Genomic DNA, 13,523 nt, shown 5'->3' on the forward strand with positions numbered 1-13,523 from the left:
TTCCCTTTCCTTATTCCAATGCGTTACAGTCCACAAACACGCTGATGCCGCGGTTTTGCCGGTCCAACGCAAATTTTTTCAATGTGTAAGACAGGAGCGCGCGGGTGGCCTTATCATTTTTCCCCACCCACAGGATTCGATACCGGTAGCGGTTGTCCACCTTCACCACCGGAGCCGGAGCCGGCCCCAGGACCTCCGGGTCGCTGCTGCGAATGGGCTCCTGCTGCGACTCAAGCTTCAGCTCCTCCCGCAGCCGGACCGCCGCGCGGAGAACCGCTGTTTCATCCGTTCCAGAGATGGTGCAGGTAAAGAGGTCCGCGAAAGGCGGATATCGGCGGATTCTCCGCATGCGGATTTCGCTTTCAAAAAAGCGGTCGTAATCCTGCTCCGCCGCGCTGACAATGACCTCATTGCCCGGCGTGTAGGTCTGGATGACCGCCCGGCCGGTCTTTTCCCCCCGACCGGCCCGGCCCACCACCTGGGTCAGCAGGCTGAAGGTCCGCTCTGCCGCGTGGTAGTTGTCCACATAGAGGGAAAGGTCGGCGGCCAGCACGCCCACCAGTGTCACATTCTCAAAATCAAGGCCCTTGGCCACCATCTGGGTGCCAAGGAGAATGGGGATTTTTTCCCGCTCAAAGCGGGAGAGCAGCGTTTCGTGCTCTCCGGAGGCTGTGTCGGCGTCCATGCGCAAAAGCCCGACGCCGGGAAAGAGGGCGCGAAGCTCCTCCTCCACCTTCTGTGTCCCCACGCCCACCCGCTTCATGATGCCGCCGCACATGGGGCACGTCTCATTGGCTTTTTCTGAGTGGCCGCAATAGTGGCACATCAGCCTTCCATTGGCGGAGTGGTAGGTCAGCGCCGTGCTGCACCGGGGGCACTCCGGAACAAAGCCGCATTCCCCGCAAAGGAGCATGCGGCTGTTTCCCCGGCGATTGAGAAATAGGATGCTCTGCTCGCCCCGCTGAAGGTTCTGCTCAATCTCCCGGCGGAGAAGCGCGCTGATGACTCCGGAGTTTCCAGAGCGCACCTCGTCCTTCAAATCGGCCAGCATCACACGGGGCAGGCTCTTTTCGTTGTACCTGCGGCGCAGGAAAAAATGGTGGTACACGCCCTCCCTGGCCCAGTGGGCGGACTCCACCGACGGGGTGGCCGAGCCCAGCAGCAGCAGCGCCCCGTCCTGGGCACAGCGGAATTTTGCCACATCCCGGGTATGATAGCGGGGTGGGTTTTCAGACTGGTAGCTGCTCTCCTGCTCCTCGTCCATCACAATGAGGCCCAGGTTCCGCAGCGGCGCAAAGATGGCCGAGCGGGTGCCAAGCACCACCCGCACCTCTCCCCGCCGGATGCGTTTCCACTGATCGTACCGCTCACTGAGGCGCAGAGCACTGTGGAGCATGGCGACTTCCGCTCCAAAATAGGAGGAGAACCGCTCCATCATCTGAGGAGTCAGGATGATCTCCGGCACCAGGACAATGGCGTTTTTCCCGCTGCGCAGGGCCTCTTGGACCAGCCGGATGTAAACTTGGGTTTTCCCGCTTCCGGTGACACCGTGCAGCAGCGCGGCCTCCGCCCTGCCGCCCTCCATCAGGGAAAGAAGGCCGCGATAGGCCTCTTCCTGCTCCTCATTGAGGACAATGGGCGCGGCTTCGCCGCTTTGCGCAATTTCCGGCACCCGCAGCGTCTCCTCCTGGGAAAAACGCACCACGCCCGCCTTTTCCAGGGCCCGGAGCGTCTGGGAGGAGGCGCCGGTAAAATAACACAGCTCAGAGGCGGAGATGCGGCCCGCAGAACACAGCAGCCGGATTGCCTCATAGCGCACAGGCGCGGCCCGCCGGCGGGACTCCGCTATCTCCATGGCCTCCTCGGCACTGAGCGCAAGCTCCACCATCCGGCGGGTCTTATCCCCGATCTTTCGCTGGGCGCGGGATTCGCAAACAACCACGCCCTTCCCGGTAAGTGTTTTCAGGGCGCTCACGCAGCCCTCTCCGCAGACCTCCTTCATCTCGCTCAGTTCTGCGGAGCCGCCCTTTGCAAAGAGCAGCTGCAGCATTTCGGCGCAGGCCGGGATCTCCTGTACGGCAGCGTAGGCGGCGGTATATTCAATCCCCGGTGCAAGGCGGTAAACCTCCCGGAATTGATACCAAAGGCCCGCGGGCAAAATGGTCTTCACCGCGTCGTACAAGGTGCAGAAATACCGCTGGCGCATCCACAGCGCCAGATCGATCTCCTGCCGGTCCAGCACGCTTTCCCGATCCAGCACGCTCAAAATCTGCTTGAGGCCGGGGAATTTCTCCCCTTCCCCGATGGCCAGGACCACCCCTTCTGAACGGCGGTTGCCCCGCCCGAAAGGGACGCTGACACGGACGCCCACCGAGACCTCCATCCCCTCCGGGATCAGATAATCATAGGGCTTGTCGATGGCGTAGGGCGCGGCGGCAACCGCCAATTTTGCGATATTTGCGGTCTCCATCTCAGCCCTCCGAACGAATCAGTCCTCGTTGATCTGCGTGTCGATCTTGTTGGCGTCCATCTTGCCTTCGGCGACCTCGTGAAGCGCCATGGTCACAGGCTTTTCCTTCAGGTGCTCCCCGGTCTGCTCCGCGGCGGCCGCCAGCTGACGGGCGCGGCGGGCCACCACATTGACCAGCATGTACCGGTTGGGGATATAGGCGTTCAGCTTGTTCATTGCGGGATAAAGCATCATATCAATCATCTTCCATTCTGCCAGTTGCTGGCTGTTATTTTCCTGCTGTCAGTTTTCCCAAAAAGGGCTCGTTTCAGCCGTCTATCATTTCCATCCGCTCTCTTGGGCGGCAGTGCTCCGCGATCAAAATCGCCTCCAGTTCCCGGACCGCGCCGTCCACAGTATCATTGATGACGAAATAGTCATACGTATGCGCCATTTGGAATTCCACCTTTGCCCTGACCAGGCGCTTCTGGATTTTCTCCGGGCTGTCAGTCCCCCGGCCGGCCAGACGCCGCTCCAGTTCATCCCAGGAGGGCGGGGCGATAAAAATCCGCACGGTCTCCGGGCGGAGCGTGTGGACCTGGGTGGCACCCTGCACCTCGATGTCAAGGATCACATCCCGGCCGCGGGCCATATTATCATCCACAAACTGCTTGGGGGTCCCATAGAAGTTGCCCACATACTCCGCATATTCCAGCAGCTCATGCCGGGCGATCATCTCACGGAACTGGTCCACGTTGATGAAGTGATAGTGGACGCCGTTCTGCTCGCCCGGACGCGGGTTGCGCGTGGTGGCGGACACGGAAAAAGCCAAATCCGTGTGCCTTGCCAGCAGCGCGTTCAGCACCGTGCTTTTCCCCACCCCAGACGGGCCGGATATGATAAAGGTTCTTCCACTGCGCATTGAATCACCACTCCTATTCCGCTGCATCGCGCAGCAAATCAATCAGCCCTCATCGTTGAGGATGTCCAGCCGCCCGGAAAGCTTCTCCAGCGCTATCGCGGAGAGGATCACGTGGTCGCTGTCCATGATAAAAATCGAGGCAGTTTTCCGCCCATAGGTGGCATCGATCAGCATTCCCCGCTCCCGGGACTCCTGGATCATCCGCTTGATGGGGGCCGATTCCGGGCCCACCACCGCCACCAGGCGCTCTGCGGAAATGAGATTGCCAAAGCCGATATTGATCAGTTTCATGATGTTCCCTACTCGATGTTCTGCACCTGTTCGCGGATCTTTTCCACTTCCGCCTTCAGGGAAACCACCACCTGGGCGATGGTGATGTCGTTGCACTTGGATCCGATGGTATTGGACTCCCGGTTGACCTCCTGGATCAAGAAGTCCATCTTCCGGCCCATGGGTTCATTGGAAAGCAGCATGCCCCGCAGCTGGGACACATGGCTGCGCAGCCGGACGGTCTCCTCGTCCACCGCGATCTTGTCCGCGTAGATCGCGGCCTCAGTGAGGATGCGCTGCTCATCGATATTGGTGTTTTGAAGGACCTCCTGCATCCGGGCGGTCAGCTTCTGGCGGTACTCGGCCACTGTCTGGGGAGAGCGCTCCTCCACCTGGGCCGTCAGCGCCTCGATGTTTGCAAGCCGCCCGCCGATATCTGCGGCCAGTTTTTCACCTTCTGTAGCCCGCATGGCATTGTAGGACCCCAGCGCCTCATCCAGCACAGCGCAAAGGTCCTCCGTGACCGTTTCCATATCCTCGTCGGCCTTTGTGACGCTCAGCACATCCGGAAACTTTGCCAAAACCGCGCTTGAGAGTTCTCCTTCTAAGTGAAACGTGTCCTGAAGCTCTTTCAATGCGCGGAAGTACCCGGCCGCCAGGCCCTGATTCACGGAGACCACCGCCGTATCCGCGGCGGTTGCGTCCACGGAGATGTAGACATCCACCTTGCCGCGGGAGATGGCCTTTTGCACCCGGGACCGGATGGCGTCCTCGGCGAATGTATAGATACGGGGCATTTTCACCGTGCAGTCCAGATACCTGTTGTTGACGGAACGCACCTCCACCGTGATGTCCCGCTGATTCCATGTCTGCCTGGCCCGTCCATAACCAGTCATGCTTTTGATCAATCTCATTCCCTCCCTTTATATACAGCAGAACCGAATTCCGCCATAGCCGCATCCATTGCAAAGCAGATACGCACAGCAGAGCCGGCTGCACAGGTCGTTGCCCACGCAGCTCTCCGTGGAAAAAGAGCCACCCTGATGGTAGGCGGTCTGGCCGCCGTTTTCCATATAGTTCAGCGCATTGCGGTACTCCTGGTTGCCCGGATCCATCTGGCAGGCCGTCTGAAAATACCGCTTTGCCTCGTCCAGCCATCCACGGCGCAGGCAGATGGTGCCCTTGAGGAAGTTCCACTCGCCGTTGTGGTCGTCGATGGCGTTGAGGAGCCCTTCCGCCCGGCTGAAATCGCCCTGGTTGATGGCAATGCGCACCTGCTGGAAAATAGAAGCGCCCTGATAGGCCTGTCCCGCGGTGGAGCCTCCATACCCGCCATATCCATATCCGCCGTACCCGCCGCCATATCCATAGGAGGAAGCGCTGCTGCCGCGGCCGCTGCGTTCCTTGGTGATCTGCTCATAGGCGCCGTTGATCTCCTTCATTTTCTCCTGAGCAAGATCGGCCAGCGGGCTTTCATGGTAATTGTCCGGATGGTATTTGCGGGCAAGGGCCAGATATGCTTTTTTGATCTCCGCATCTGTGGCGTCACGGGAAACATTCAGTACTTTGTACGGGTCGTTCATGGTGTCTCCTTTTTTCTCTTTTTTCGGAAAGATCCGTCCAGCACCGCGCCGCCCACATAAAAGAGGCTGCGGGTAACCGTGCTTTCGATAATCGCCGACCAGCATCCGAAGTCCCAAAGCGCCGAGGCGGAGGCCATCAGCCGGATGGAGTGGTCCAGCGTTATGGAAAAATCGCGGCGGCTGTCCGGATCAAGAGTCCCCTCCGTCAGGCCGTAGCGGTAAATCAGCGGGTTATAGCTGCCGTCCTGGAAATCCCGCTTCAAATCATCGGCCGCGTCAATGAGATAGATCCAGCGCCCCAGGTGATAGAGCATTTCCCGCAAAACGCGCCTGCGCTCCTCCTCCGGAACTTCCCCCGCCGCACCGGAGAGCAGCACGGCAAAGGCATCCGCCGCCCGGTCCATGGACGAACAGTGCTCCCGCTCCAAATCCGATAGAATTTGAAGCTGTTCCCGGGTGGATCGGTCGAATTCCGGCCGGAGCTTTTTGGCCTTGCGGTAGGCGCGGCGCAGCAGCAAGGAGAGCAGCCGGTATTTTAACCCCTTGAAAAAGCCATGGTCCGCCACACCGTCGCGCAGCTGCCACCAGGTCAAGATCACGCTTTCGTCCGCCGCCAGCTCCAGTGCCGGCGTTCTCTCCAGCACGAAGCGCTTTTTGCAGGGGCTGGCGACGCATCTGCACGCCTGGCAGGAGGGCTCCTGTCCATCCGAGAGCAGCATCGCCAAAAAGGTGAAGTCATAGTTGAGGATGAAACGGGAGGCAATCCCGTATCGCCTGCCAAGCGTGTGGCACAGGCCGCAGTATACGGAGCGGAACCGCAGCTTTTCCTCTTCCGGCAGCTCGCCCAGCGCCGGCAGCACATAGCCGAACATCAGAAGAGACGGACGATCTCAAAGGTAAGCTCTCCGCTCTTGCGGACACGTCGGTCATAGAGCACCGCCGGCAGCACGCCAAGGAAGAAGGCCGCAATGGCGACGGCATAGCGCAGAGCCTCCGCACCCAGGGCCTCCGATGCAAAATAGCCTGCCAAAAACAGCACCAGCGGGAGCATATAGACCAAAAGTGCAATCCGCAGCGTCTTTTTGGTGCTGCTCTGCACCACGACCTTGTCCCCCACCCCGGCCCCGATCAGGTTCCGGGCAACGGCACGCACCACCATGCCGGATACGCCGCAGCCGGCGCATTCCTCACAGTCGTGCCCGCAGGCGGATTTTCTGGGGACGGCGATCTGGGCGTGTGTGCTGTCGATGATTTTTTCGATTGTCGCAACCTGCGTCATACTGAAACTCCTACTCTGGATTGGTATCTTCCGGGTGATCCGCCTGGCTGATGGTCACTTGGATCTGGTACGTGCCCAACACGCCCACGTCCCGGTCCGTATCCACGTACACGGTGGCGGGCACTGTATAGCTGCCGTCCGCCGTACTGACGTCAGTGAGGTCACCCACCACCCGTACCTTGTCCGGCGTGATTGTTGCCAGATCCCCGGTGGTGCCCCGCAGCGTGACCGCCATCTCTCCGGTGAGAATGGAGGCGATCCGGTCTTCCGGCCCGTTTTCCACACCGATGTTGGTGGTGGTCACGGTGAAATTGGAAATGTCCTTAAAGGAAACCACCACCGTGGCGGTGGAAACCCCGCTGAGATTTGCGCAGCCGTCCGGCAGCGTGATGGTGTAGTGGTACGTGGCGGAGTTGTCCAACTCCGCAAGAGAGATGGAACCAAGCAGCAAAGAGTCCACGCTCTCTAAGATGGACGGGTTTCCGGATACGGTGATGGACTCCGGCGTAATGCTGTAGTTCACATTGCTCAGGCTGGAGCCTGGCGACTCCTCAAAGCTGACGTTCAGCGGCAGCTCCTTGATGACCTGGATGGGCATGGTCACCTGGATGAAATCGCTCATGGCATGGATGTCCTCATCCTCTACCAACTGGTCGTTGTAGTCATAGAGGGCAAAGGACAAATTTTTCACCACAGTCTCCGTGGCGTTGTCGATGTCCAGAACCACCTTTGCATAGCTGATGCGTTCAATGTCCGCCTGCTGGCCGCGGATTTCGAGGGTTTCCGGGGCAAATGACACCTCTCCGGCCAGATACCCCTCGGCCAGGTTGCCGGTCCTCTCGCAGCGGATCTCCACAGATTTCTTGTAGAGCTCTCCGATGTTGACTGTGATGGAGGTGGTGCTGGCATACTCAACGGTGATCTCGTTGCTGGAAATTCCCTCCGGATAGATCACGCGGTACCCAAGGGACTGTTTTCCCACTGCGGTCACACTGGAGAGGTCCACCCGGATCCTGATCTTTTCCGTATCCAGCCGGGCGATCACCGTGCGCTCGGCCCGGAGCCGCAGCGTAACCGTCGTATCGGTGGAACCGGTCAGGAGCATCAGCCCCCGGTCGGCCAGAATGGTGTTCTCCCCCACGAACTCCACCGGGATGTCGTTTGCGTAGGTGGTGGCTTTGGTTCCGTTTGCACTGTCCACATAGAGCCAGACGCCAAATGCGATCAGGACAGAGACCACGATCAAAAACGCTTTGCTCTTCTTATTCTCCATCATCGCTGCCACCATCCTTCCTGCGGAACAGGCGAATCCTGCGCTTGTCCGTATCGGCGCTTTCCTGCGGAAGCAGCTCGTTCCGCAGGAGGTTTTCCAGCGTTTCCGGCATCAGGTGCCGTTTCAGCATGCCGCCGATGGCCACGGAAATGGACCCGGTCTCCTCGGAGACAATCACCACCACCGCATCGGAGTTTTCGCTCATTCCAATGCCTGCCCTGTGGCGCATGCCCAAATCGCGACTCAGATTGACGTTTTTGGAGAGCGGCAGCATGCAGCCGGCGCCCAACACCCGGCCCTGCCGGATGATGACGGCGCCGTCATGCATGGGTGCCTTGACAAAAAAGATATTCTTCAAAAGCTCGTTGGATACAGTCGCATCCAGCACCGTACCGCTGCGGACCAGGTCATCCAAGAGGATTTCCCGCTCGAAGACAATCAATACGCCGGTGCGGCTTTTGGACATCTCCGTACAGGCCAGCACGGTCTGCCCGATGGCATGCTCCATGGTGCCTGCCTTCTGCTCCTTGGAAAAAAGGCCAAATCCGGCAAAGCGGCTGCTGCCCACCTGCTCCAGGATACGCCGGATCTCCGGCTGGAACAGGATGATCAGGGCCAGAATGCCCCACTCCACCATTCGGCTCAAAATGAAGTTGATGCCGTTCAGCTTAAAGATGGTAGAGAGCCACAGCGCCATCAAAAATACCAGCAGTCCCTTGAGTAAACTGGCGGCCTTTGTGCTCTTGACCAGCTTCAAAAGCTGGTAGACCAGGTACGCCATAATGGTAATGTCCAGGATATCCGCAATCTTGATCGTCATCAGGAATCTGACGACGACAGCGAGCAAATTTGTGATCATTTCCATGTCGGCATCCTCTCAGGCAATTAGTAACACTTATTATATAAAAAATACGGGCTAATTGCAAGGATTACCAGTCTGAAAATTGTGAACTTTGGTTCATATTTCTACTTTTTTTCTACAAATGCCACAAAAGAAATCAAATCGTGCGCAAAAGTTGCAGGAATCTGCTGATTTCCTGTCTGGAGTTAAATGCGGAAAAACTTAAGCGGACGGTACCGCTGTGCAGCGTGCCCGCCGTCTGATGGGCAAGCGGAGCGCAGTGGAAGCCCGCACGGACTGCCACGCCTCCATTTGCCAAGGCCTCTCCCACCGCCTCCACGTCCCGGTTGGCCATCAGGAAGGAGAGGACTCCCACCTGATTGCGCAGATCAGGTTCGGCAAATACACGGATTCCCGGAACCTGGCGCATTGCCACCGCCGCGGCCTGAGCCAGCTCCCGCTCATGCTGGCAGATGACCTCCGGCGACCTGGAGCGCACAAAGCGCACTCCTTCCAGGAGCCCTGCGATCCCGGGCATATTATGGGTTCCGGCCTCCAGCCGGTCCGGCAGGAAGTCAGGCATCTCCTGCTGCACCGAAAGGCTGCCGGTACCACCCTCCATGAGAGGGGTCGCGCTGTGGTTGCAGAGCAGGACGCCGGTTCCCTGAGGCCCATAGAGCCCCTTGTGCCCCGGCATGGCGATGAAGGCTGCCTGAAGGGACATAAGGTCCAGCGGCAGCACGCCGGCGCTCTGGGAAGCGTCCACAATCAGGGGGACATTGCGGCTTCGGCAAAGAGCAGCGATCCCCTCCAGTGGAAGGACGCAGCCGAAGACGTTGGAGACATGGTTGCAGATCACCACGTCCACATCGGAAGAAATGGCCCGCTCAAATGCGCTCAGCGCCTCCTCCTGCCGGAAGAGGGGGCTGGCCGCCACCGTGACGCGAACATCTGGAATCGCGCTCAGAGGGCGGGTGACCGCGTTGTGCTCATAGCCGGAGATCACCACATGGCTGCCCGGCTTCACCAGTGTCTTGATCGCGATATTCAGGCCATGGGTGGCATTTGAGGTAAAAATAACCTGTTCCGGAGATTCCGCGTGGAACAGCTCCGCAAGCTCGCTGCGGCAGTCAAATGCAGTTTCCGCCGCTGTCTGGGCGGCGGGGTAGTTCCCCCTTCCAGGGGAGCTCATTGTCGCCATGGCCCGGGCCATGGCGTCCCGGACCGCAGCGGGCTTCTGGAATGTGGTGGCTGCGCTGTCTAAATAAATCATAGCCTTACCTCGGCTCTAACTCGTGATATTCTCCCTGCTGGAATAAGAAGACTTGAATCGGGTTCAGACCCGCCTCGTGCAGCGCACGCAGCGCAGGTGCCAGATGCTCCGTGCGGACACGCAGGGCATAGCTGCATCCCCGGTCGGTCAGGCCCACAGGCGCCCGAAAAATCTGGGCGCGGATGCCGATCCGTTCCAGCACCCTGCTCATCCGCTGGGCATAGGTGATGGAGCGGGCGATGATCAGGTAGTATTCCATAACTCATTCCCCCTCTCAACTCAGTGTATGCCCAAAGGAAAAGAGCGTGCCGGAACCGGCACGCTCTCACTTCTTTTTTTCCAGCAGCACAATGGCGTGGGCCGCCATACCGGAGCCATCTCCCGTAAAGCCCAGTCCCTCCTCCGTCGTGGCCTTGACGTTGATCTGCCCAAGCTCCACGCCCAAGGCATCCGCGATGTTCTCCACCATGGCCTGGCGGTAGGGGGCGATCTTCGGCGCCTGGGCCAGCAGCGTCACATCCGCGTTGACCAAAGCGTACCCCGCCTCCCGGAGCTTTTGCCCCACCCGGATCAGCAGCAGCAGGCTGGAAGCTCCGGCGTACTGGGGATCCGTGTCTGGAAAATGCGATCCAATATCCCCCAGCCCCGCGGCGCCCAACAGCGCATCCATCAGGGCGTGGAGCAGCACATCCGCGTCGGAGTGGCCCATAAGCCCTTTCTCGTAGGGGACATCCACCCCGCCCAAGATCAGGTTCCGGCCCGCTTCCAGCCGGTGGACATCATATCCCTGCCCAATCCGCAAACCGGTCATCACGATTCCTCCCGCTCCTGTAAAATTGCCTCTGCAATGGTCAAATCCACCGGGGTGGTGATCTTGAGGTTTTCCGGATCGCCCTCCGTAAGAAAAACCTGCTTTCCCATGCGCTCCACCGCAGAGCAGTCGTCGGTGAGTTCCGCGCCGGACTGGAGGGCCGACTGGAGCGCGGCCCGCAGCAGATCCGCATCAAAGGCCTGGGGCGTCTGCACCGCATAGAGAGTCTCCCGCCGGGGCGTATCCACCACAACGCCCTCCTGCGCCACTTTGATGGTGTCTTTTACGGCCACGGCAGGGGCGGCGGCGGCAGTGACGGCGGCCTTGCGCACCACCTCGGCGATCAGCTCCGGCGTCACCAGGGGCCGGTCCCCGTCCTGCACGGCGATGAGTCCGGCCTGGGAATCCGCCTCCAACGCCGCCAGGTAGACGGACTCCTCCCTGCTCGCTCCGCCCCGCACCACCTTGACCGGCTTGGATATCCCAAAGGTTTTGCAGAGGTCGGAAACGGTCAGGATGTCCTCTTCCCGGGCGGCAATGAGGATTTCGTCCACATGCGACACCTGATCGATGGCCAAAAGGGTCCTGGCCAGCACCGGGATTCCGTCTATGGGCATAAACAGTTTGTTGCCGCCGCCCATCCGAGAAGAGGCGCCGGCAGCGGCAACAATCATGGTGCAGAAGGGGCGCTGTGCGTCCCTGAATTTTTTAAAAAACGATTTCATCACTATGGCTCCTCAGTCGTCATCGCATGGTTGATCCGGTCTTCTACCTCCTGATAGGCACACCCTTCGGTCAACACGATCTCCGAAATCAGGATCTGCTTTGCGCTGTGCAGCATCTTCCGCTCGCCGGTGGAAAGCCTGTGGGCACTCTCCCGCTGCATCAGCCCCTTGATCACCCTGGCCACCTCATAGAGGTCTCCGGACTTCAGGCGTTCCATATTCTCCCGATACCGGTGGTTCCAGTTGGAGGGCTCCTTCACCACCAGGGCGGGAATGGCGCGCAAAAGCGCCTCCGCCTCGGCCCGTCCCACAACGGCGCGGATTCCAATGGCAGGGCTGTTGGAGACAGGGATTTTCAGGAGCAGCCCGCTCACAGGCATCTCGAAGACATAGTACTCCCGGATCGTCCCGTTGATCCGTTCGTGCACAATGTCGCTGATGACGCCGGCTCCGTGCATGGGGTGAACCACATAATCCCCTACGCAAAACATATATGCGCTCCTTCCTTGCCCCATTCCCTCCATTTTATACTTCTATCTCACATTATACAGGCAATTTCAGCCATTTACAAGAGATTTCCTCTTTTTTCCCATCAAATAAGGGAAGGCGGACAGACCGCCTTCCCTTATTTTGATCAATCAGCGCTTGTTGCTTGCGCGCCAGATGTGCATGGCCCCTGCCTGGGCGATCAGCTCGTCCCGGAACTCCGGGTGCGCGATGCTGATGATGGCTTCCGCCCGCTCCCAAGTGGACAGGCCCTTCAGGCAGACCTTGCCGTATTCCGTCACCAGATAATGGACATTGGTCCGGGTATCCGTGACAACGGAGCCGGTAGAGAGGGTGGGACGGATGCGGGAGACCAGCTTGCCCGTCTTCTTGTCCGTAAAGGTGGAGGAGCAGCAGATGAAGCTCTTGCCGCCCTTGGAGAGGTAGGCGCCCAGGACAAAGTCCAGCTGCCCGCCCGCTCCGCTGATGTGCTTGACTCCGGCGGATTCCGCGTTGACCTGGCCGAAGAGGTCAACATCCACCGCGTTGTTGATGGAGATGAAATTGTCCAGCTCGGAAATGGAGCGGATGTCGTTGGTATAGCTGACCGGCGCGCTCATCAGCTCGGGGTTTTCGTGGAGGTAGTCGTAGAGCTTCTGGGTTCCGGCGCCGAATCCGTACGTCTGGCGGCCCCTGTCGATGTTTTTTCTGGAGCCGTTGATCTTGCCGGCCTTGGCAATATCCACAAAGGCATCCACATACATCTCCGTATGTACGCCAAGGTCCTTCAGGTCGGACTCCGCGATCATGCTGCCCACCGTGTTGGGCATGCCGCCGATTCCCAGCTGGAGGCAGGCGCCGTTGGGAATCTCCTCCACGATCAGCTTGGCCACAGCGGCGTCCACCTCCGTGGGGGCTCCTCCTCCGGGCAGGATGCCCATTGGGTCGTTGTTGCCCTCCACGATCATGTCCACGTCACTGATGTGGACGCACTCCTCCATTCCGCCGCAGCAGCGGGGCATGTTCTGATTGACTTCCACGATCACCACTTTGGAGGTCTCACAGACCGCCTTCATGTGGGAGGCGTTGGGGCCGAAATTGAAGTACCCGTGAGCATCCATCGGCGCAACCTGGAACATGGCCACGTCGTCATGGACGATGTGCTCCCGGTAATACCGGGGCAGCTCGGAGTAACGGATGGGGGCGTAGAAGGCGATCCCCTCAGCGATCATCTTGCGCTCGATGCCGCTCATATGCCAGGAATTCCAGGTAAAGTGCTCCGCCGCGCCGGGCACCTCGGCAATGGCCGGCTTCCATAGGCAGATGCCGCCGCGGACCTTGACGTCCGTCAGCTCCTCAGCGCGCTTTGCCAGCGCCTGGTCCAGCACCCGGGGATGGCCGGTGCACCAGCCGTAGTCCACCCAGTCGCCGGATTTGACGACCTGCACCGCCTGATCGGCCGTGGTCAGTTTTCTTGCATATTCTTCCGCATAGCTCATGTGAAACTGCTCCTCCCTGTCTGTTCAATCCCTGATCGGGTCAGGGTATTTTCTTCCCTTGCCATGATTGACAATATAATAACATAGCCCGATTGGAAATGCAATTCAGAAT

Annotated in this window: 16 protein-coding genes; all 16 read right to left on the reverse strand. The window is 59.5% G+C overall.

Going from position 1 to position 13,523, the window contains the following annotated elements:
- Positions 1-10: 10 nt before the first annotated feature.
- The 16 genes from priA to H8790_RS06335 all read right to left on the reverse strand — a co-directional run bounded on the left by priA (position 11) and on the right by H8790_RS06335 (position 13,411).
- Complete coding sequence (priA, locus tag H8790_RS06260; RefSeq protein ID WP_187334027.1) at positions 11-2,470, reverse strand: replication restart helicase PriA; 2,460 nt, start codon at positions 2,468-2,470, stop codon at positions 11-13.
- 18 nt (positions 2,471-2,488) lie between these two features.
- Positions 2,489-2,704, reverse strand: coding sequence for a DNA-directed RNA polymerase subunit omega (rpoZ, locus tag H8790_RS06265; RefSeq protein ID WP_187334028.1), 216 nt, complete (start codon positions 2,702-2,704; stop codon positions 2,489-2,491).
- A gap of 73 nt (positions 2,705-2,777) precedes the next feature.
- A complete protein-coding gene (gene gmk / locus H8790_RS06270; RefSeq protein ID WP_187334029.1) occupies positions 2,778-3,371 on the reverse strand; it encodes a guanylate kinase in 594 nt (197 codons plus the stop codon).
- 42 nt (positions 3,372-3,413) lie between these two features.
- Positions 3,414-3,662: a DUF370 domain-containing protein gene (locus H8790_RS06275; RefSeq protein WP_187334030.1), complete on the reverse strand. Its 249-nt coding sequence runs from the start codon at positions 3,660-3,662 to the stop codon at positions 3,414-3,416.
- A gap of 8 nt (positions 3,663-3,670) precedes the next feature.
- The gene (locus H8790_RS06280) at positions 3,671-4,549 is read right to left on the reverse strand and encodes a YicC/YloC family endoribonuclease (protein ID WP_187334031.1); all 879 of its coding nucleotides are present in this window, start codon (positions 4,547-4,549) and stop codon (positions 3,671-3,673) included.
- Between the two features lie 15 nt (positions 4,550-4,564).
- The gene (locus H8790_RS06285; protein WP_187334032.1) at positions 4,565-5,224 is read right to left on the reverse strand and encodes a J domain-containing protein; all 660 of its coding nucleotides are present in this window, start codon (positions 5,222-5,224) and stop codon (positions 4,565-4,567) included.
- Entirely contained in the window at positions 5,221-6,096 is an 876-nt protein-coding gene (locus tag H8790_RS06290; RefSeq protein WP_187334033.1) for a DUF5685 family protein, read from the reverse strand. The genes H8790_RS06285 and H8790_RS06290 overlap by 4 nt, the downstream gene beginning before the upstream one ends.
- Positions 6,096-6,503, reverse strand: a complete 408-nt coding sequence (locus tag H8790_RS06295) for a SoxR reducing system RseC family protein (RefSeq protein ID WP_187334034.1) — start codon at positions 6,501-6,503, stop codon at positions 6,096-6,098. The genes H8790_RS06290 and H8790_RS06295 overlap by 1 nt, the downstream gene beginning before the upstream one ends.
- Positions 6,504-6,513: 10 nt before the next feature.
- Entirely contained in the window at positions 6,514-7,779 is a 1,266-nt protein-coding gene (locus H8790_RS06300) for a CdaR family protein (RefSeq protein WP_187334035.1), read from the reverse strand.
- Positions 7,766-8,641 carry a diadenylate cyclase CdaA gene (gene cdaA, locus H8790_RS06305; protein WP_187334036.1) on the reverse strand — a complete coding sequence of 292 codons (876 nt, stop codon included), beginning with the start codon at positions 8,639-8,641 and terminating at the stop codon, positions 7,766-7,768. Before cdaA ends, H8790_RS06300 begins: the two co-directional genes overlap by 14 nt.
- A 133-nt stretch (positions 8,642-8,774) precedes the next feature.
- Positions 8,775-9,890 (reverse strand): aminotransferase class V-fold PLP-dependent enzyme, encoded by a 1,116-nt coding sequence (locus H8790_RS06310; RefSeq protein WP_187334037.1) that lies wholly within the window; start codon positions 9,888-9,890, stop codon positions 8,775-8,777.
- Positions 9,891-9,894: 4 nt separating this feature from the next.
- On the reverse strand, positions 9,895-10,149 hold the full coding sequence (locus H8790_RS06315) for a DUF3343 domain-containing protein (protein ID WP_187334038.1): 255 nt from the start codon (positions 10,147-10,149) through the stop codon (positions 9,895-9,897).
- A 66-nt stretch (positions 10,150-10,215) separates the two neighbouring features.
- Positions 10,216-10,692 (reverse strand): 2-C-methyl-D-erythritol 2,4-cyclodiphosphate synthase, encoded by a 477-nt coding sequence (ispF, locus tag H8790_RS06320; RefSeq protein WP_318646872.1) that lies wholly within the window; start codon positions 10,690-10,692, stop codon positions 10,216-10,218.
- Positions 10,693-10,700: 8 nt separating this feature from the next.
- On the reverse strand, positions 10,701-11,426 hold the full coding sequence (ispD, locus tag H8790_RS06325) for a 2-C-methyl-D-erythritol 4-phosphate cytidylyltransferase (RefSeq protein ID WP_187334040.1): 726 nt from the start codon (positions 11,424-11,426) through the stop codon (positions 10,701-10,703).
- A 2-nt stretch (positions 11,427-11,428) separates the two neighbouring features.
- Entirely contained in the window at positions 11,429-11,917 is a 489-nt protein-coding gene (locus H8790_RS06330) for a CarD family transcriptional regulator (protein WP_187334041.1), read from the reverse strand.
- A 147-nt stretch (positions 11,918-12,064) separates the two neighbouring features.
- A complete protein-coding gene (locus H8790_RS06335) occupies positions 12,065-13,411 on the reverse strand; it encodes a butyryl-CoA:acetate CoA-transferase (protein WP_187334042.1) in 1,347 nt (448 codons plus the stop codon).
- Between the last annotated feature and the right edge of the window lie 112 nt (positions 13,412-13,523).

This window comes from Oscillibacter hominis (assembly GCF_014334055.1).
Lineage (GTDB): Bacteria > Bacillota > Clostridia > Oscillospirales > Oscillospiraceae > Oscillibacter > Oscillibacter hominis.

Bases quoted from the DNA above. Each gene is read 5' to 3' on its own strand.
- ispD (WP_187334040.1), bottom strand. From the start codon at position 11,426: ATGAAATCGTTTTTTAAAAAATTCAGGGACGCACAGCGCCCCTTCTGC.
- H8790_RS06275 (WP_187334030.1), bottom strand. From the start codon at position 3,662: ATGAAACTGATCAATATCGGCTTTGGCAATCTCATTTCCGCAGAGCGC.
- priA (WP_187334027.1), bottom strand. From the start codon at position 2,470: ATGGAGACCGCAAATATCGCAAAATTGGCGGTTGCCGCCGCGCCCTAC.
- H8790_RS06335 (WP_187334042.1), bottom strand. From the start codon at position 13,411: ATGAGCTATGCGGAAGAATATGCAAGAAAACTGACCACGGCCGATCAG.
- H8790_RS06300 (WP_187334035.1), bottom strand. From the start codon at position 7,779: ATGATGGAGAATAAGAAGAGCAAAGCGTTTTTGATCGTGGTCTCTGTC.
- cdaA (WP_187334036.1), bottom strand. From the start codon at position 8,641: ATGGAAATGATCACAAATTTGCTCGCTGTCGTCGTCAGATTCCTGATG.
- rpoZ (WP_187334028.1), bottom strand. From the start codon at position 2,704: ATGATGCTTTATCCCGCAATGAACAAGCTGAACGCCTATATCCCCAAC.
- H8790_RS06290 (WP_187334033.1), bottom strand. From the start codon at position 6,096: ATGTTCGGCTATGTGCTGCCGGCGCTGGGCGAGCTGCCGGAAGAGGAA.
- H8790_RS06295 (WP_187334034.1), bottom strand. From the start codon at position 6,503: ATGACGCAGGTTGCGACAATCGAAAAAATCATCGACAGCACACACGCC.
- H8790_RS06285 (WP_187334032.1), bottom strand. From the start codon at position 5,224: ATGAACGACCCGTACAAAGTACTGAATGTTTCCCGTGACGCCACAGAT.
- H8790_RS06330 (WP_187334041.1), bottom strand. From the start codon at position 11,917: ATGTTTTGCGTAGGGGATTATGTGGTTCACCCCATGCACGGAGCCGGC.
- gmk (WP_187334029.1), bottom strand. From the start codon at position 3,371: ATGCGCAGTGGAAGAACCTTTATCATATCCGGCCCGTCTGGGGTGGGG.
- H8790_RS06315 (WP_187334038.1), bottom strand. From the start codon at position 10,149: ATGGAATACTACCTGATCATCGCCCGCTCCATCACCTATGCCCAGCGG.
- H8790_RS06310 (WP_187334037.1), bottom strand. From the start codon at position 9,890: ATGATTTATTTAGACAGCGCAGCCACCACATTCCAGAAGCCCGCTGCG.